Here is an 18,518-nt window from a genome sequence, read left to right on the forward strand (position 1 = left end):
GGAGGGCACTGATCTCATGGTGCTTATGGGTCAGAATATTACTCGCTCCAAGCAGACGAACAAGAGAACGGTATTGCAGTGTTTGCTTCGATACGGATCCATCTCCAGGCAGCACATTGCTGAAATCACATCCTTGACGCCGGCAACCATATCCAACCTAATCTCGGAATTGATCGAGGAGAATCTGATACTGGAGAAAGGTCATTTAGAAGAGGATCGTCGGCGCGTCGGACGTAAATCCGTCGCACTGGCTTTTCATCCGAGAGCATGCAATGCGCTTGCCGTTCACATGAACGCAAACGAAGTGGAGATCGGCTTGGTGGATATTCTTGGGACCGTCAGAAAGTTGCGCCGATACGATATATCGCAAGAACGGGATCAGCATGTTTTCATCGAACGGCTGCTCGCCGAGATGGATGCTTGTATTGCCGAATTGGGGCGAAGCTCGTTCGCTGCGATCGGAGTGGGAGTGGTAGGATCTGCGAATTTCGATACGGGCACTTATTTGAGCAGAGAGCATCTAGGATGGAAGGATGTGCCGCTGGCCGCCCTTCTGAGAGAAAGATACGGTACGCCGGTATACGTGGATAATAACATTCGGACAATGGCTATGGCGGAGAAGATGTTCGGAGTTGGTCGAATGCTTACTGACTTCCTCTTAATATACATCGGACCGGGCATTGGTTCCGGCCTCGTCACCGGGGATCGTCTGTATCGCGGTGGTTTAACGGGAGCAGGCGAATTCGGTCACATGACGTATGACCCGGAGGGCCCGGAATGTTATTGCGGCAATCGAGGCTGCTTGGAGAGGTACTCCTCTCTTACGGCCATCGTGTCGGAGCTTTATGCCGCCGGCAGCCAGGAGCTTCTGGATCGGCTGAATAAAGGGGAACCGCAGGCGCATGAAGCGGTCTCGCGCGCCGGTCGGAGAATCGGGACGGTACTCGCTTCGTATCTCAATATGATTTATGTGCCGAAGGTAATAGTGGCCGGCCCTTTGGCTAAGGAACCGAAGCCGCTGATCGATCGAATTCGCCGGGAGGTGTTCGAGAGATCTTACCTGGCCAAGCGCGAGCAAGTAGATGTCGTGGCATCGTCATTAGGCGAGAATATCGGACTGGTCGGAGCCGCGGCCATGGCGCAGTGGAATGAAATCTTCGAACATCGAAGATCAAGCTGAAACAAGGAGGAAGAGTTCATGAGTATTGCCAATCGAGTAACAATCGCGGACAAACGCGCCGCTCCTCTAGTCGGCTATCGGGCGCGCCGAGAGCTTTGGTGTCTGGCATTTATCGCCCCGCAGCTGGCGTTGTTCCTGATGTTTACGGCTTATCCGATCGTCATGAGCTATGTTTATGCCTTTTTTGACTGGGACGGATACGGCCCTCCTAAAGACTATGTGGGATTTGATAATTTTATAGAGACGTTGACCGACCCCATTTTCTGGAACGCCTTTCGCAACAGTCTGTTGTTCATGGCGTATGTAGTGGCCGCCCAAGTGCCGCTTGCGCTGCTGCTGGCATTGTTGTTGAACGCCGAAAGGTTGCGAGGGAAAATCATCTATCGGACGATCTATTTTCTACCGGTGGTGACTACAACAGCCGTCGTCGGCCTGGTGATGCGGTTTATCTTCGGCGCTTACAAGGGCGTTGTCAACGAGCTGTTGATCAAGCTTGGCTTATTGTCCACTCCGATAGACTGGCTCGGATCGATCGATACGGCATTTCTGATCGTCGTGCTCGTAGGCATCTGGAAGACCTTTGGCATGAAATTGGTTTATTGGCTGGCGGGAATCCAGTCGCTACCAAAGGAGCTGTTCGAATCTGCCAAAATCGACGGCGCATCGGCTCTCCAATTGCTGAGGTATATTACAATACCTTTGCTGCTGCCCGTCGGAAGTGTCATCCTGCTCATGTCTGCGGTCAACGCACTGCATGTATTTGACTTAGTGAAGTCGATGACAGACGGAGGCCCTGCTTTTAAGACCGATATGGTAGACGTGTATATTTATCGCTATGCCTTCTCCGGTAACGGCGGCGCGCGGGTCGGGTTCGCTTCGGCCGCGGGCGTCGTATACGGTATTGCGGTCATGATCATTTCGCTTGTACTCGGTTTGCTGGTGCGTTGGTCCGGTGGCCGCCGCAATGCCGCGCGGTTCTAGGAGGAGATGAAAATGAACTCTACCAGAAGAAAGAAATGGACTGCATTCAGCTTAGTTCATGTGTTACTGATTGTCATTGGCGCCGTTTGGATATATCCCTTTGTCTGGATGATCATGTCTTCGTTTAAGACGAACAACGAATACATCGTATCCGGCATAAAGCTCCTTCCGCAACATTTCCAGTTCACGAACTACAAAAGAGCATGGGAAACAGCCCATTTCTCCGTTTATTTCTGGAATAACGTCATTATCACGGTATCCGTAGTCGTTATCGTGATTCTAGTCTGCGCGCTTACGGGATACGCGGTCGGTCGTTATCGCTTCAAGGGACGAATGGTGTTCGTCACCGCCGTCACGGCAACGATGTTCATGCCTAAGGGGTATACGATTATTCCGGTCTACTCGCTGGTGAATTCGCTCGGGCTGAACAACTCTCTATGGGGCGTCATTCTGGCAGAGGTTGGCGGGGCTCACGTGCTCTTCATCCTGTTATTCGTCGCCTACTTCCGAGGCCTTCCGAAGGAATTGTCGGAGTCGGCCGAGATCGACGGCAGCGGATTCGTTAGAACATTCGCGCAAATTATACTACCGCTGTCCAAACCTATTATCGCTACGGCAGCCATCATGCAATTCATGTGGACGTGGAACGCGTTCCTTATGCCGCTCATCTTCACGCTCGGCAAGCCAGAGCTTCGAACGCTCGGCGTCGGCATGTTCCAATTCGTCGGCGAGAATACGATGGACTGGACCGGAATGGCGGCAGCCGCCAGCATCTCGCTGGTTCCGATCCTTGTCGTGTTCGTATGTATGCAGCGTTATTTTATCGAAGGGGTATCAGGAGCAATAAAAGGATAAGTCATTCGAACTGTTATGGGAGGATCTCACATGAACAACAAACGACTTCGATTGTCCGTTATCGGCTTTGCCGTAGCTGCCTTGCTTGCCGGCTGCTCGAGCAACTCTTCTTCCGGAAATCCAAGTCCGAACTCGAGCGGGAATCCGAGTCCGAGTGCAAGCAACTCTACGGACTCGCAGAAGGAGACGGTGATCACTTTATGGGGGGCCAGCGACTTCCTGAAAGGCGACAATAGCCCCGGACAACGCATGGTCAAGGAGTTCAACGAGCAGAACAAGGGTCATATTGAGGTGGAAGCTCGTTATATGGCATGGAGCGAATACAATACGGCCATTCAAGCGGCCGCGACATCCCATGAATTGCCGGATATTTTCCAAACACCACAAAATACGGATATACGCTCCATCGTGGCCGACGGTTGGGCAAAACCGTTCGACGGACTCGTCTCGGACGCCTGGAAGCAGCAGTTCGATGACGGCGCGTTCGTGGAAGGAGTCAACGTCATTGACGGCAAAACGTACAGCTGGCCGCTGACAGGTCCGCAGCTAGGCTCGATCTTGTACTACAACAAGGATGTGCTGAAGAATGCAGGCCTGGATCCGGAGAAGCCGCCTACCACCTGGGACGAACTTCGCGAAGACGCCAAGAAAGTAACGGAGAGCGGCAAAGGCGACGTATACGGAATCGTGTTCGGCGGCGGAGAAACGGGATCGGCTTCCGGTATATCAAAATTTGTCGATGCGCTTGCTGCGGGTGTTTCTCCAGAAGAAGCGGGCGGATTCGATTACAAAACCGGCCAATACGTGTACAACTCAAATGCAACGGTGGACTCGTTCAACTTCCTGCAGCAATTAAAGGCGGACGGCAGCATCCTGCCTTCCTCTTATACCTTGAAAGCGACTGAGTCGAGCGTCCTGTTCGGACAAGGCAAAGCAGCTTTCCTGATTGACGGAAGGGCGCGGATGTGGATCGTCAAACGCGATACGCCGGACGCGAACTTCGGATTGGCTCAAGTGCCGACGCCGAATGGTGAGAAGCCAACTTACTTCTACGTGGAAGCGGACCCGTCAGGCTTCATGATCTCGTCAACGTCGCAGCATGCCAAGGAAGCTGGGGAGTTCATCGAGAAGGCGTTCGCGGCTCCGCCATTCTACACCAAATATCTGCAAAGCGGCGTTGCACTTACCCCGATCAACAGCATCAACAACGACACTTCGCTGTATCCTTATCCAGAATTCAATACGTTTCTGCAGCTTCATAAGGATCTGCTGAAGCTTCGGCCCGATTATGCGGTCCGAAATCCGGAGACGGCTAAAGTCATCGTTGAGCTCGGCTCGTTGCAGGAGCCGCAGGTTAAGCCGGGCTACAGCGATATACTGCAATCGGTGCTAACCGGCGCCCAGAAGGACCTGCCGTCGCTTCTTAAGGCTTATGACGAGAAGCTGAACAAAGGGCTGGCCGATGCGGTTGACAAGGTGAAATCAGATGGCGTCCAGGTCGATATTACGGACTTCCAGTTCCCGAATTGGGACATCAGCAAAGATTACAAGGCAGATGATTATGCGCAATTGAAGTGATTCAAGCGCGGAAATCTGTTTGATCGTAAGCCTTGGAACTACAAGCACAAGGAGGCGGAGACGTGAGCAACTTTATTGTTTTACTATCGGATGAGCACAACCCGTTCTATTCTTCCGTATACGGTCACTCGTTCGTACAGACGCCGAATTTGGAACGGCTGGCACAGCAAGGGACGGTATACCGGAATGCGTATTGCCCTTCGCCGCTCTGCACTCCTAGTCGTTCGGCGTTCATCTCTGGACGCCGGGTGCACGAGGTGCAGGCGTACAGCAATTGCAACGCCAATCTGCCCAGTCACTTCCCTTCCTACGGCCGCGTACTACAGGAAGAAGGGGTACATTCGGTTCATTTCGGGAAAACGCATGTGTATGAGAAAGGCGAGAAACTCGGCTTCTCGGAGATTCATCTCGCCAAAGATGGAAAGCCTCCGGGTGACATCAATTTCTCCCGGAGGCCGATGGCCATCCGCAAGGATGCGGCGGAAAGAGCGAATGGCTTCGGCGTCAAAAAGGATGCTTTCGACGCCGATTTGAAAGTGATAGACGCAGCCCTGAAGTGGCTCCGGGAGACGGCGCCGACGCTGGATCGCCCGTGGAGCTTGACGATCAATCTGATCAACCCTCATTTTCCGCAATGGAACACGCAAGAGTTCTGGGATTTGTATCCGCATGGAGAAGACCTTCCCCGCTACGGAAGGGAACAGGAGAGCGCAGACCATCCGTACGCCCGGGATCTGCGCGCTCATTTCGAAGCGGATCTCTTCACGGAAGAGCAGGTCCGCGGCCTCCGCAGAGGCTATCTCGGCAACGTTACCTTCATCGATCGGCAAGTCGGCCGGCTGCTGGATACGCTGCAGAGCACTTCTATGGCGGACGTCACCAATGTCGTCTATACGTCGGACCATGGCGAAATGCTAGGCAAATTCGGCATGTGGTGGAAGTGCTCGTTGTACGAAGATTCAGTCCGCATTCCGGTGATCGCGGCCGGACCGGACTTCGGTGCGGGAACTGTCGTGGACACGCCGGTCGATCTGCTGGACGTGCAGGCATCCATCTTCCGCTCGGTGGGCGCAAGACGACCATCGGAGTGGACGGGACGCCCGCTTCAGGACATTCCCGCTACCGATCCGGATCGAGTCGTCTTCTCCGAGTACCACGGACACGGCACGCGATCCGGCGCTTATATGATTCGCAAAGGCGACTGGAAGCTGATTTACTACATGGAGGCGCCGCACCAGCTGTTCCGTCTTAGCGACGATCCGGACGAACTTCATAACGTCTATACGGATTTCCCGGAGAAGGCACTTGAGCTCGAGGGTGAGCTTCGCCGCATCTGCGATCCCGAACGGGAGAACGAGCGGGCTCATGCTTTTCAGGAGGAGCAGCTTAAGGTGCTTGAGGCTCTATGACCAGACCCAACATCCTGATCTTCATGACCGATCAGCAGCAAGCTCAAGTCATCGCGTCGGAACACCCTTGCCGAACGCCGAACGCGGTTCGGCTCGCTTCGGAGGGCATCATCTTCCGTCAGACGTTCACGACGATGACGCACTGCTGTCCGTCAAGGGCATCCTTTATGACCGGACTTTATCCGTCACGTCACGGCATCTACAACAACGTCAGCAATACGGCGGCGTTTGGGAGGGGACTCCGGCATGGCGTTGGGACCTTCTCCGAGAAGCTGAGAGCGGCGGGATACGACCTGTTTTTCTCCGGTAAGTGGCATGTGTCCGCAGAGGAGAATCCAGCCGATCGGGGGTGGGAGGAACTCATGGTCGTGGCTGGCAAGGACGCCCAGATGGGGCTTACGATTCCAGAGTGGCGGGCCATGCCCCGAGAGGAGCCGCAGACCGAACGTAGACGCGGCGAGCTTATACGTCCCGGATGGGGACCTTACCGGCTGTACGGCATATCGGATACGCCCGGCGAGCATACGAGAGACGCCAAGGTCGTCAATCGTGCAGTCGACAAGCTGCATGAACTAAGCGGCAGCGACAAGCCGTGGTGCCTATATGTCGGGGTAACTGGACCTCACGATCCATTCGTCATTCCGGAGGAGTACGCCAAGCTATACGACCCTGCAGACATTCCGCTGCCTCCGAATTACGGCGACTCGCTCGCCGATAAGCCTGGCGTATACCGACGTATGCGGAGAGTGTGGGACCAGCTTGCGCCCGAGGAAGTGCAGGAAGCGACAGCTCATTATTGGGGCTATTGCACAATGGTGGACGACCTCTTCGGCAAAGTGTTATCTGCACTGGAAGCTTCGGGCCAGGCAGATGACACGTTGGTCGTCTTCCTCTCCGACCACGGAGAGAGCGGGGGCGCGCACGGTCTGTATCTGAAAGGCATCAGCCCCTACGAAGAGACTTACCGACTTCCGTGTATCGCTCGCTGGCCGAAGGGCATCGCAGAGCCGGGAAGAGTCGTGGACGAACTGGTCAGCATCATGGATTGGGCTCCGACTTTCGTGGAGTTAGCCGGCGCGGAAGCTCTAAACGAATGCAACGGCGTGAGCCTGGCCGGCTGGTTCCAGAATGAACGTCTTCCGCATTGGCGTGATGCCGTATACAGTCAGTGCAACGGCGTAGAAGTATTTTACACGCAGCGAATGGTTCGGACGGAGCGGTACAAATTCGTCTACCACCCGACGGATGTGGATGAATTGTACGATCTGTCCGTAGATCCTTACGAACTTAAGAATATGGCGGACGCTCCCGAGTATGCAAGCGTGAAGAAGGAACTGTACTTGAAGATGTGGCAGGAAGCGGCGCAAGCAGGCGATATCATTTTTAACAAATATGCGACTGTGGCTACGGCGGACTGGGGACCGGCGCTCGCGATCGGGACAGACGAGGACAGGGTACGGTCAACCGAACACGACTAGGAGAACGGAGTTGATTAGTGGTGAACCGCAAACCCAATATTCTGCTCATTACGAGTGACCAGCAGCATTGGAATACGATCGGCGCGTTCCAGCCGGAGATCTCGACGCCGAATTTGGACCGCCTTGTTAAGGAAGGAACGACATTTACAAGGGCTTATTGCCCGAACCCGACATGCACACCGACGCGCAGTTCGCTGATCACCGGGCAATATCCGAGCCAGCACGGCGCCTGGTCACTCGGAACGAAGCTATCGGAGAGTGCCCATACGGTCGGAGAGGACTTCCTTCAGGCCGGTTATGAGACGGCATTGATCGGCAAGGCGCACTTCCAACCGCTCGCTTCAACGGAAGAGTACCCATCGCTCGAATCGTATCCGCTATTGCAGGATCTGGATTACTGGCGGCGTTTCGACGAGACGTTCTATGGCTTCCGACATGTTGAGCTAGCTCGGAACCATACGAACGAAGCCCACGCCGGGCAGCACTACGCGATATGGCTGGAAGAGAAGGGCTGCCTCAATTGGCGCGACTACTTCCGTCCGCCGACCGGCACGATGAATAAGATGCACCTTCACCATTGGCCGATTCCGGAGGAGTTCCACTATGACGCCTGGATCGCCGAACGCACCAACAATTTTTTGGAACGCTACAAGCAGGAGGACCAGCCGTTCCTTCTGTGGGCGAGCTTCTTCGATCCGCATCCGCCGTACCTCGTTCCGGAACCTTGGGATACGATGTACGACCCGCAGAAGCTGACGCTGCGGGGAATGCATGACGGAGAGCATGATGCCAACCCGCCGCATTTCAGCCTGACGCAGGAGAAGGAACCGGATTTCTCGGCCTACCGTGAATCGGGATTCGGCATGCACGGCTTTCAATCGCATTTGCACCAAGAAGAGGAACTCCGCAAAAATGTAGCCGTTTATTACGGAATGACAAGTCTGATGGACAAATATATCGGGCGCATTCTCGACAAGCTCGACGAGCTCGGCCTCGCGGAAGACACGCTTGTGATCTTCACATCCGACCACGGCCATCTGTTCGGGCAGCATGGCTTGATAGCCAAGGGGCCGTTCCATTATGAAGACCTGATCCGCGTTCCACTGATCGTGCGATTCCCTGGCCACGTGCCGGCCGGCCGTTTGTCGGCTTCGATGCAATCGCTGGTTGACATCGCCCCTACGCTGCTCGGCTACTCGGGGCTACCGATTCCAGCCACGATGACGGGCAAGGACCAGAGCGAAGTGTGGAACGGCAAGCGCGACTCGGTTCGCGACCATATCCTGTGCGAGAATCATCACGAACCGACGACCATTCATGTGAAGACCTACGTCGACGAGAGATACAAGCTCACCGTCTATTACAATCGGACGTACGGCGAATTGTTCGACTTGCAGGAAGATCCGGATGAGATGCGTAACCTGTGGGACGATCCGGCGCATGAGGCTTTGAAGTCGGAACTGCTGCTTAGGTATGTCTGGGCGGAGTTAGGCAAGGAATTGCTGCCTATGCCGAGAATCTCCGGCGCTTGAGCATCCGATGTCAACAGGAAGGAGGGATATATTGAGCGCGATCAGAACTATAGCTGGCCTTGACAAGGGGACGCTGCCGCGATTAACCCCTCGTCCGCCGCTCGGCTGGAACAGCTTCGACTGCTACGGCTGCGCGGCGCCGGAGGACGCGCTGCTCAGGAACGCGGAAGCCATGGCTAAACTATTGAAGCCGGCGGGCTACGAATATTTTGTCGTGGACAATGGCTGGTTTGCGGAGTACGGCCTTGCAGAAGGGAGCCGCTATCCGACTGTCCGTCATGCGAACGACGTGAATTTGGACGAATACGGCAGGCTGCAGCCGTCACAATGCTATTTTCCCAACGGAATGCAGCAACTGATCGACCGCGTGCACGAGTTGGGGCTGAAATTCGGCATCCATGTGATGAGAGGTATTCCCCGAAAAGCGGTCGCGTTGAACCTGCCCGTATACGGCACGCCTTATCGGGCTGCGGACATTGCCGAGCTGGAGGACACCTGCGTCTGGTGCCCTTACAATTACGGCGTTAACATGGATCATCCCGGGGCACAGCCCTTCTATGATTCCTGGATTCATATGCTCGCCGATTGGGGAGTCGACTTCATTAAAGCGGACGACATCACCGGGCACCCGCGCGAGATCAAAGCGATCGTGAAAGCGATTCACACTTCGGGAAGGGATATCGTGCTTAGCTTGTCGCCGGGCGGACAGACGAAGTCAGAGAACATGGAAGTGTATCGGCAGGCGAACCTGCTTCGGACGACACGAGACATTTGGGATAATCGCTCCGATCTGGACAAAGCGTTCCAAGCCTGGCACGCCTTCAACGAGTTCCGGCTAGAAGGCTTCTGGCTCGATCTGGACATGATTCCGTTCGGCCATTTACAACTGTGGAAGCCTCGAGCCGACGGCGCATCGTATGAGGAGAACGCAGCGGAGGAACAGCTTAGCGGCAAAGGCCATGAACGGATGAGCGGCCTGTCAACGAATCAGAAGCTGAGCTTCATCACGATTCGTGCGCTGGCGGCATCGCCGTTGTTCATGGGCGGCGACCTGCCGACCTCCGACGCATATTCTCTCTCGTTAATTACAAACCCGGATATGCTGGCCTGCAACCAGAATGGCATCATGGGATTCAGGGTACACGCGGAGGAAGGACTCGAAGTGTGGAAGAGTCCGAGCCGTTCGGACGCGACCGAAGGCTGGATCGGCATCTTTAACCGGACAACGGAGAAGTGGAACGCGCGCTTAACGCTGGGGCAGCTGGGATTAAACGAATCAGGGGAGCCTAAGCTGCGCTCGATCTGGCCGACGCCCTCCTTTTGGTTGCAGAACGGGGTCCTGACATCGGATCTCGAAGGTGACGGCGTACTTTTTCTTCATTTCAAAGAATAGGGGGATGAGATTTAATGACAAAAAGAGCTTCACAGCCGAACGTGATTGTCTTCTTCACAGATCAGCAACGATGGGATACGACAGGTGCTCACGGCAACCCGCTCGGGCTGACTCCCAACTTCGACCGGATGGCGGCAAGCGGTACGCATCTGTACCATTCCTTTACCTGCCAGCCGGTATGTGGTCCCGCCCGTTCAGTGTTCCAGTCGGGCCTATACCCGACAACTACGGGATGCTACCGCAATAAAATACCGCTTCCCGAAGGAACCAAGACGCTGGCACACTATTTCCACGAAGCGGGCTACAAGACCGGATATATAGGCAAATGGCATCTAGCTGACGAGAATCCGGTGACGGAGCGAGGACGCGGCGGTTATGAATATTGGCTCGCTGCTAACGCGCTCGAGATGACTTCCGATTCATACGATGCTGTCGTCTTCAATAAAGACAACGAACGAGTTAAGCTGCCCGGATATCGAGTGGACGCCTTGACGGATGCAGCCATCCGGTTTATCGACGCAGAGCAGGAGCGGCCGTTCTTCCTCTTCCTATCGTTCTTGGAGCCTCATCATCAGAACCATCGGGACGATTATCCTTCGCCCGATGTCTATCGCGATTCGTATACTGGAAGATGGACACCTCCGGATCTGGCAGCCCTCGGCGGTACGAGCGCGCAGCATCTAGGCGGTTACTACGGGATGGTGAAGCGGTTAGACGAAGCGCTCGGAAGACTCATTGACGCCGTCAAAAGCTTGGAGCTAGCCGACAACACGATTATTCTGTTCACCTCTGATCACGGCTGCCACTTCAAGACTCGCAACAGCGAATATAAACGTTCGTGCCACGAGAGCTCGATCCGCGTGCCGACGGCGGCGATCGGACCGGGCTTTGACAGCCGGGGACAAATCCGCGAGCTCGTCAGCTTGATTGATTTGGCGCCGACACTGCTCGACGCGGCAGGTATCCCCGTGCCTGATGTCATGCAAGGGCGATCGATTCTGCCATTGCTTAGCAGGGATACGAAGGAATGGCCGGACGACGTCTACATTCAGATCAGCGAAGCGCAGATCGGCCGGGCCATCCGTACCTCTCGTTGGAAATATTCCGTCTCATCGGCCGATCCGGTCCAGGATTCGGCTTCATCAGATGTTTACTATGAAGAGTATCTATACGATCTTGTGGCGGACCCGTATGAGTTGACGAATCTGATCGGCTTCGAATCGCATCGCGAGGTAACGGCTGCGTTAAGGGAGCGTCTCCTTCGGCGAATGGTCGAGGCCGGCGAACAACCGGCGAGGATCGAGCCGGCGGAGAGCAAGCGGAGCGGCCAACGGCGCGTATCGGTAGCCGAAGTTCGATTGTAGGCCTAAGGCAGGCTAAGAGGGGAAGCACATGATTGAATATGGCCATGAATACGCCGAATACTTGTACCATACACCCTCCGAATTTGAGAAAAGCGGAGGGGTGTGGGCCATTCGGGCCGGCCGCAACAAGGCGAAGCCGAATTATCAGGTCGGGCCCAGAGTGATCGAGTGCTATTCTGTACATGTTGTACTCGGCGGAGGCGTGACGCTAGCGTTCGGCGGTAGAACGGTTCGGCTTCGCAGTGGTGATTTATTCTGCCTGTTCCCCGGATTGCGATATAGCTATCAATTGGCGGAGAGCGACGATCCGCTGCGCATGTACTGGCTGGCTTTTCAGGGTAATCAAGCGGAGATGCTAGTTGAACGAATCGGATTCAATCGGGAGAAGCCGTATGTAACCGATCGCTGGCTACCGGAACATGAACGGACGATGCTCTCCATTCATGATCTGTTGCGGGACAAATCCGATTATGACGAAGCATTGCTGCAATTGATGCTGTATCAACTATTCGTCGCATTATCCCTTCAAGCCGATGAACTATCCAAGACCGTTAAGACGTCAGGTTGGCTTGAAAGAAGCATTCAGTATATGAACACGCATTATACGGAAAATATTGCAGTTGCGGATGTCGCGAAAGTGGCAGGTGTTCATCGTTCTTACCTCTATCAGGAATGCAGCCGTCTTCTCGGATGCAGCCCGATGCAATATATCATCAGGCTTCGCATGGAGAAAGGCCGGGAACTGCTGATGAACACCAGGTTCAGCGTGACGGATATCGCGTTATCCGTAGGTTATCCGGATCTATTCTCTTTCTCCAGAGCCTTTAGCAAATATTACGGGATGTCGCCGACTCAATATCAAGCTCAACCAACTAAAGGATTACGAAATTACAGTCATTAACGGTGAATGGCTAGACAAATTGATAAACGGCATTAGACAATATGATATTCTCCTCCGGGTATGGTCAGTGTAAACTCAAACTACATAACCAATCAATTTGGTTGGAATAGTATGATAAACGCTGACCGGCCGACTGGAAGCCCCTTGAACGTATCGTTTTAGTTCTCGGGGCTTTTTGATTTCGGCGAGGCAAACGAGGAGGGCTTCATGTGTTAGGAAAAAAGAGGTGGGCATTACTGCCGGGAATACTGCTGATGGCAGCCGCGCTTACGGCTTGCTCCAGCGCGGGGGCCGGCAATGTGGCATCAGAAGAGGGTTCGCCGAATCCGGCCGCTGATGACGGGAAGGCAAAGCTGGAGATCACTTTGTTGGCTCCAACGTTTAAGGGCGGTGGCTGGCCGGATAATAACCACCCGACGATTCAGTATTTGGACAAGAAATTCAACATCGATCTCAAAGTGCAGTGGACGCCGGGATCGGGATACGATGAAAAGTTGAATGTTATGGCAGCTTCAGGAGAACTGCCAGATCTATTTATCGGTTATGAGGATACCTTCCTCAAATGGCAGTCTCAAGGCGTCTTCGTCGATCTGGCGCCTTATTTGAAAGATTACCCGAAGCTGGCTTCCGAGTTTCCGGAGGACATGATGAACATTCTCAATCCACCAGGTAAAATCTATGGATTTCCCAAATACAGCGAGCCCTATCAAGCTTCGCTTATTGTTCGGGAGGATTGGCTGAACAATTTGGGGCTTACGAAGCCGGATACGAGCAAGTTTACTGTCGACGAATTCTATCGGATCGCCAAAGCTTTCGCGAAGGACGATCCAGATGGTGACGGGAAAGCAGATACGATCGGCTTCACGCTGGGCGGGGTAACGAAAGATACCGGCTTCGACGGAGGGGAGACGCTGGAGGCGGCGTTCGGGCTTGCTAACGGCTGGAAAGAAGTCGACGGCAAGCTCGTGCCCAAGCAGACGCAAAGTGAGGAATGGAAAGCATACCTCAACTTTTTGGCCAATGCGTACAAGGAAGGCGTCCTCGATCAAGACTTCGCGACGAACACCGGAGACATTATCAAGGAGAAGGCGGGTAGCGGAAAGCTGGGCATCACCGCGCAGAATTTCACGCTGATCAACCGCACGAACAAGCAAGCGCAAGCTATTGATCCGAAAGCACACTTCGTCCCTATTGCGCCGCCAATCGGGCCTTTGAGCCTGAGGGGTAACGCGGGTCAAACGGTCGGTGATACGAAGATCGTTCTAAACGCCGAAATGAGCGAACAGAAGCGTCAACGTGTGCTGAAGTTGCTCAATTGGTGGATCACGGAGGAAGGCAGCAACGTGATCAAAGACAGCGTCGAAGGGATCATGTACGAGAAATCGCCGGACGGTAAGGTCACGCTGACGGAACGCGGGAAGAAAGAAGTCGATAGTCTCCCGATTTTGAACAACTGGTTCTTCCGCAGTTCTTCGCTGAAACACGATATCCATCAATGGGATGATCCGAAGCTGACCGACCAGTTTATGGCCTTCCAGTCCGAACTCGCTAAATATCCTTGGACGAATCCCGGAGCGCCATATGTCGTTTATTCCCAAACCTATATTAAAGAGGCGGCGGATCTGAGCACGAAATTTATGGCAACGGCGATGAACATCATTGTCGGTCGAGAGCCGGTGGAGGACATCGACGGGGCCATCGCGGAATGGAGGGCAAGCGGTGGAGACACCATTATCAAGGAAGTCAATGACGCTTACGCGAAGTATAAGTGATTTTCTGCAGCGAAAGGGGACATCATGGGGTGAAATGAAACGGTTGACTCCGTTTTATCTCATGATTCTTCCAGGCTTGCTGTTCTTCATCCTATTCAAATATGCTCCCATGGTCGGCATTGTCATCGCTTTCCAGGACTATAATCCGTTCAAGGGCTTCCAGGGAAGCGAATGGGTTGGTCTAGAACACTTTCGGGAGTTGTTTCAGGAACGAGACTTCCTTCCCTTGCTTCGCAATACGTTGTGGCTGAATATGCTCGACCTTCTGTTATTCTTCCCAATTCCGATCGTTCTTGCCGTCATACTCGGAGAACTGCGTTCAAGACGTCTGTCCTCGTTGATTCAGACGGTCATGTACGCACCACACTTTCTATCCTGGGTTGTCATCGTCGGGGTAACGTTCGTTTTGTTCTCGGCGCAGTCGGGCGGCATTAACCAGTTGCTGCAATCAGCGGGTCTGCCCAGACTGGAAGTTCTAACCGAACCGGCAGCATTCAGAGGGGTATGGCTGTTGCAAAACATTTGGCATGGCGCGGGCTGGAGCGCCATCATTTTCCTGGCAGCACTGGCCTCCATCGATCCGACGCTTTATGAAGCATCGCGAATCGATGGAGCGGGGCGACTGCAACAAATTTGGCATATTACGCTGCCGGGATTAAGACAGATCATAATCATCTTATTTATTTTGCGGCTGGGACATTTCATGGATCTCGGCTTCGAGCATATTCTCTTGCTGCAGAATCCGCTGAATATAACCACCTCCGATGTGTTCGATACTTTCGTCTACCGTAAGGGCATTATTCAAGGGGACTTCAGCTATACGACGGCCGTCGGCTTGTTTAAATCACTTGTCGGCTTAGTGCTGGTAGTAGCCGCTAACAAAATTGCCAGACGCTTCGGGCAGGAAGGAGTGATCTAAGATGAATAGCCGGACCGGTCATGCTCGGAACGACCATCTATTAGATATAGCCGTTTATATTTTATTAATCTCCGGCTTGTTGGCGATTCTGTTTCCGCTTGTCTATATTCTGAGCACGTCATTCGCGCCGGAGAAGGAATACCTGACTCGCGGGTTCTTCCTATTTCCGAAGCGTTGGTCGCTTGAGGGCTATCGGTATTTGCTTGGCAATCCCGGTTTTTTGTCCGCGCTAAGCTATGCAGTGGAGATTACCGTAATCGGAACGGCTATCAACATGCTCCTTACCACGCTGATGGCATACGGCTTGTCCAAGAAGCAGCTCAAGGGCCGATCCGTGTTGAATGGGTTAGTTTTGTTCACGCTGCTATTCTCCGGCGGAACGATACCGACTTATCTGGTAGTCAAAGGTCTAGGGCTCGTAAACAGCTATTGGGCGCTATGGTTAACGACGGCGATTGCTCCGTTTCATCTCATCGTTATGCGCGGATTTTTCCAGGCCGTGCCCGCTGAGCTGGAAGAAGCGGCCCGGATGGACGGGAGCGGAGAATGGCGTCTATTATGGAGCGTCATCGTCCCATTGTCTCTGCCGGCTATAGCCACCTTCACGTTGTTCTATGCCGTGCAGCAGTGGAACACCTATTTTGCGGCGATCTTGTATATCAACGACAGCAGCCGATGGCCTCTTCAAGTTTTCTTGCGGCAGATGCTTATCGAGGACAATACGAACGTCGGGAGATCGTTGTCCGAGACCGTCCATTATACTCCGGCAGCCAAAATGGCAGCAATTGTCTTGACGGTGCTGCCGCTGCTTGTGTGTTTTCCTTTTCTGCAGAAGTATTTCAACAAGGGGGTGCTGTTGGGTTCGATCAAAGGTTAACCCTTCTCAATGGGGGATCGAGCAACACTAGCTTTGTTTAAAGACTAGAACTCATTAATTAAATCGGACACAAGGAGGCAAATGTAATGAGAAAATGGGTTATCTCCATCATTTCTTTCGTTTTTTTTAGCGGCATTGGTTTGGGCTTCGGATACGAGCGGACGTTTGCCGATACGCCGCTTGCATTCGAAGGCTCCGGTTTGGATGCCGGCGGATTCCAATCAGTCGTCGCGGCGAACCCCTTCGCCAGCGATATTATTCTATCTGGGGCGGATGTTGCCGGAATCAGCCGCTCCACGGACGGTGGAGACGAATGGTTCTCGTCCAATGGCGGCATAACCAACAAGCAACTGCTGCAGGTGGCGAGCCTTGCTTTCTCCCCGGGAACGCCTAATAAAGTATATGCGGCACTCGGCAAGGCGGGCGGAGCCGGTGGGTTTGGCGTTTCCACGAATGGAGGCCAATCGTGGGAAGTCAGGAGCACCGCTGTAAAATTCGCCGGGGGCAATACGGACGGACCGCTACCTAGCCCCCACCCGCGGTCTACCGGCAATCTGATCGCGTTGGACGAGACGAACGGCTACATCTACGTCGGTACTTACAAGGACGGCGTGTACCGTTCGGCTGACGATGGCTATACGTGGACTTATCTTGGACTATCGGGCCAATATATTCGAAGTATTGCTCTGAATCCAGAAGATGCCGGTGAGCTGTTCGTGGCGGCATACGGAGAGAAGCTGTACCGGACCGCCGATGCGGAAGGATCCTCTTCCGCCTGGACACAAATCGCGAATTCGCCGCTTTATCTCGAAGAACTGAAGTATATCGGCCACACGCTGTATGCCGTCGGCTCAGATGGCAGCGCAGGCAAGGTTTACGAGCTTGCGGACAGTTCACTGGTCTCATTGCTTAGCACATCCGGCGATACCGTCTATACTTCGATCGACGGCTACAGCACGGGAGGCGCGAACACGATCTTCATCGGAGCGACCAATCCGAAGGCGAACGGATCTCTCTATGAGAGCGTGCTTCGTTCCGACGACAGCGGCGCCATTTGGACTCCTTTGACGGTGGATGCTTCGAGGATTCATTACGAGATGGGCACTTCTACGAACATTTGGTGGTTGTCGCAGCTCAATCCCGATGCAATGATCGGCAAGACGAGATTCGTGGCCGCCTTTATCCAAGTCGACCCGAACAATCATAACCGCTTGTACGTATCCGGACGGTCCGGCGTTTGGAAAGGGGATATCAACGCATCGACCGGCGAAGTCGATTGGCACCCGATCGTACGCAATCTGAACGTGACCTTCAACCAGTCGGTACTGGCCGATCCGAGCCCGACCAGTCCTTGGAGAGTTTATATCGGCTCGACGGATTGGGGTTTCCTCTATTCGACGAACAGCTTGACGGACGTTCAAGCCAACCGGCCTTCCGGCGTGACGGACGGTTACGCGCTGGCGGCGGATTTTTCGACTTCCCCAACGACCGTATATGTGGGAACCGGAGGCGGGGATGTGCTGTCGAACGTGAATCCAGTCCATCCCGATGTGGCTAGCTGGAGTTCGGAAGGACTGAGCGCCGCAACCGGCGGGGGTGAAGTCATCGGTTTGGCAGTCCGTCAGATCGACGGAACCCAGACAATCCTCGCTGCAGTCGCCGGCAAGGGCGTCTGGCGGAAGAGCGGATCAGGTTGGAGCAACGTGCTCTCGTCTTCGAGCGCACTGGGTGCCCAGACAACGAATAAGGCGGTCATCTCGTGGCCTACGGGTTCATCCTATGTCTATCTGTATGACCGGGAATCCGGGGTATGGCGCTCTGATAACAACGGCGTTGCCGGCTCTTGGACGAAAATCTGGAATCATCCGAGCGCTGCCAAGGGCCCGGATAAAAGCAGCGTCAGCTACGTCGCTGCAGGTCCGGCATACACCAATACGCTTTACGTGTCTGCACATGATGGTTTGTTTAAACTGACCGGCGTCCAGACCGGCACTGTGGAAGACGGAGGAATCACGAAGACTCAGCTACCGGTCGTATCCAATCCGGGGCCGCTTGCCTTGTCCGCAGATGGCAGCTTATTTGTAACAACGCTATACGGATCCGGAGAGACGGCCCGGCTATACCAAAGCACGGATCAAGGCGCCACCTTCACGGATATTGCCGACGATTACTATCATGCCAATGCCGGGTTCCCGATCGATATATCGGTTGGCGGCAACGGCAAAATCTATGTCTCGCTCAATGGTCAAGGAATTCTGGTAGGCAGTTGACGATCGGAG

Annotated in this window: 14 protein-coding genes; all 14 read left to right on the top strand. The window is 54.2% G+C overall.

Annotation, left to right across the window (positions count from 1 at the left end; translation table 11 throughout):
* Positions 1-16: 16 nt before the first annotated feature.
* The 14 genes from IAE55_RS26735 to IAE55_RS26800 all read left to right on the top strand — a co-directional run bounded on the left by IAE55_RS26735 (position 17) and on the right by IAE55_RS26800 (position 18,509).
* Positions 17-1,180 (top strand): ROK family transcriptional regulator, encoded by a 1,164-nt coding sequence (locus IAE55_RS26735; RefSeq protein ID WP_145156398.1) that lies wholly within the window; start codon positions 17-19, stop codon positions 1,178-1,180.
* Positions 1,181-1,198: 18 nt separating this feature from the next.
* The gene (locus IAE55_RS26740; RefSeq protein WP_145156399.1) at positions 1,199-2,161 is read left to right on the top strand and encodes a carbohydrate ABC transporter permease; all 963 of its coding nucleotides are present in this window, start codon (positions 1,199-1,201) and stop codon (positions 2,159-2,161) included.
* 12 nt (positions 2,162-2,173) lie between these two features.
* Positions 2,174-3,016, top strand: a complete 843-nt coding sequence (locus tag IAE55_RS26745) for a carbohydrate ABC transporter permease (RefSeq protein WP_145156400.1) — start codon at positions 2,174-2,176, stop codon at positions 3,014-3,016.
* 30 nt (positions 3,017-3,046) lie between these two features.
* Positions 3,047-4,594 carry an ABC transporter substrate-binding protein gene (locus IAE55_RS26750; RefSeq protein ID WP_200634340.1) on the top strand — a complete coding sequence of 516 codons (1,548 nt, stop codon included), beginning with the start codon at positions 3,047-3,049 and terminating at the stop codon, positions 4,592-4,594.
* A gap of 62 nt (positions 4,595-4,656) precedes the next feature.
* Positions 4,657-6,003: a sulfatase-like hydrolase/transferase gene (locus tag IAE55_RS26755; protein WP_186381789.1), complete on the top strand. Its 1,347-nt coding sequence runs from the start codon at positions 4,657-4,659 to the stop codon at positions 6,001-6,003.
* Positions 6,000-7,481, top strand: coding sequence for a sulfatase-like hydrolase/transferase (locus IAE55_RS26760; protein ID WP_200634341.1), 1,482 nt, complete (start codon positions 6,000-6,002; stop codon positions 7,479-7,481). The genes IAE55_RS26755 and IAE55_RS26760 overlap by 4 nt, the downstream gene beginning before the upstream one ends.
* Positions 7,482-7,501: 20 nt before the next feature.
* Positions 7,502-9,013 carry a sulfatase family protein gene (locus tag IAE55_RS26765; protein ID WP_200634342.1) on the top strand — a complete coding sequence of 504 codons (1,512 nt, stop codon included), beginning with the start codon at positions 7,502-7,504 and terminating at the stop codon, positions 9,011-9,013.
* A 31-nt stretch (positions 9,014-9,044) separates the two neighbouring features.
* Positions 9,045-10,406 (top strand): glycoside hydrolase family 27 protein, encoded by a 1,362-nt coding sequence (locus IAE55_RS26770; RefSeq protein ID WP_200634343.1) that lies wholly within the window; start codon positions 9,045-9,047, stop codon positions 10,404-10,406.
* A 14-nt stretch (positions 10,407-10,420) separates the two neighbouring features.
* On the top strand, positions 10,421-11,770 hold the full coding sequence (locus IAE55_RS26775) for a sulfatase-like hydrolase/transferase (protein ID WP_200634344.1): 1,350 nt from the start codon (positions 10,421-10,423) through the stop codon (positions 11,768-11,770).
* A gap of 28 nt (positions 11,771-11,798) precedes the next feature.
* A complete protein-coding gene (locus tag IAE55_RS26780) occupies positions 11,799-12,671 on the top strand; it encodes an AraC family transcriptional regulator (RefSeq protein WP_200634345.1) in 873 nt (290 codons plus the stop codon).
* 209 nt (positions 12,672-12,880) lie between these two features.
* On the top strand, positions 12,881-14,443 hold the full coding sequence (locus tag IAE55_RS26785) for an extracellular solute-binding protein (protein WP_200634346.1): 1,563 nt from the start codon (positions 12,881-12,883) through the stop codon (positions 14,441-14,443).
* Between the two features lie 34 nt (positions 14,444-14,477).
* Positions 14,478-15,362: an ABC transporter permease gene (locus IAE55_RS26790; RefSeq protein WP_234489891.1), complete on the top strand. Its 885-nt coding sequence runs from the start codon at positions 14,478-14,480 to the stop codon at positions 15,360-15,362.
* A gap of 1 nt (position 15,363) precedes the next feature.
* Positions 15,364-16,239, top strand: a complete 876-nt coding sequence (locus IAE55_RS26795; protein ID WP_200634347.1) for a carbohydrate ABC transporter permease — start codon at positions 15,364-15,366, stop codon at positions 16,237-16,239.
* 86 nt (positions 16,240-16,325) lie between these two features.
* Positions 16,326-18,509 carry a hypothetical protein gene (locus IAE55_RS26800; RefSeq protein WP_200634348.1) on the top strand — a complete coding sequence of 728 codons (2,184 nt, stop codon included), beginning with the start codon at positions 16,326-16,328 and terminating at the stop codon, positions 18,507-18,509.
* Positions 18,510-18,518 lie beyond the last annotated feature (9 nt).

Origin of the sequence: Paenibacillus sp. S28, from assembly GCF_016624415.1 — a bacterium.
Classification (GTDB): domain Bacteria; phylum Bacillota; class Bacilli; order Paenibacillales; family Paenibacillaceae; genus Paenibacillus_AQ; species Paenibacillus_AQ favisporus.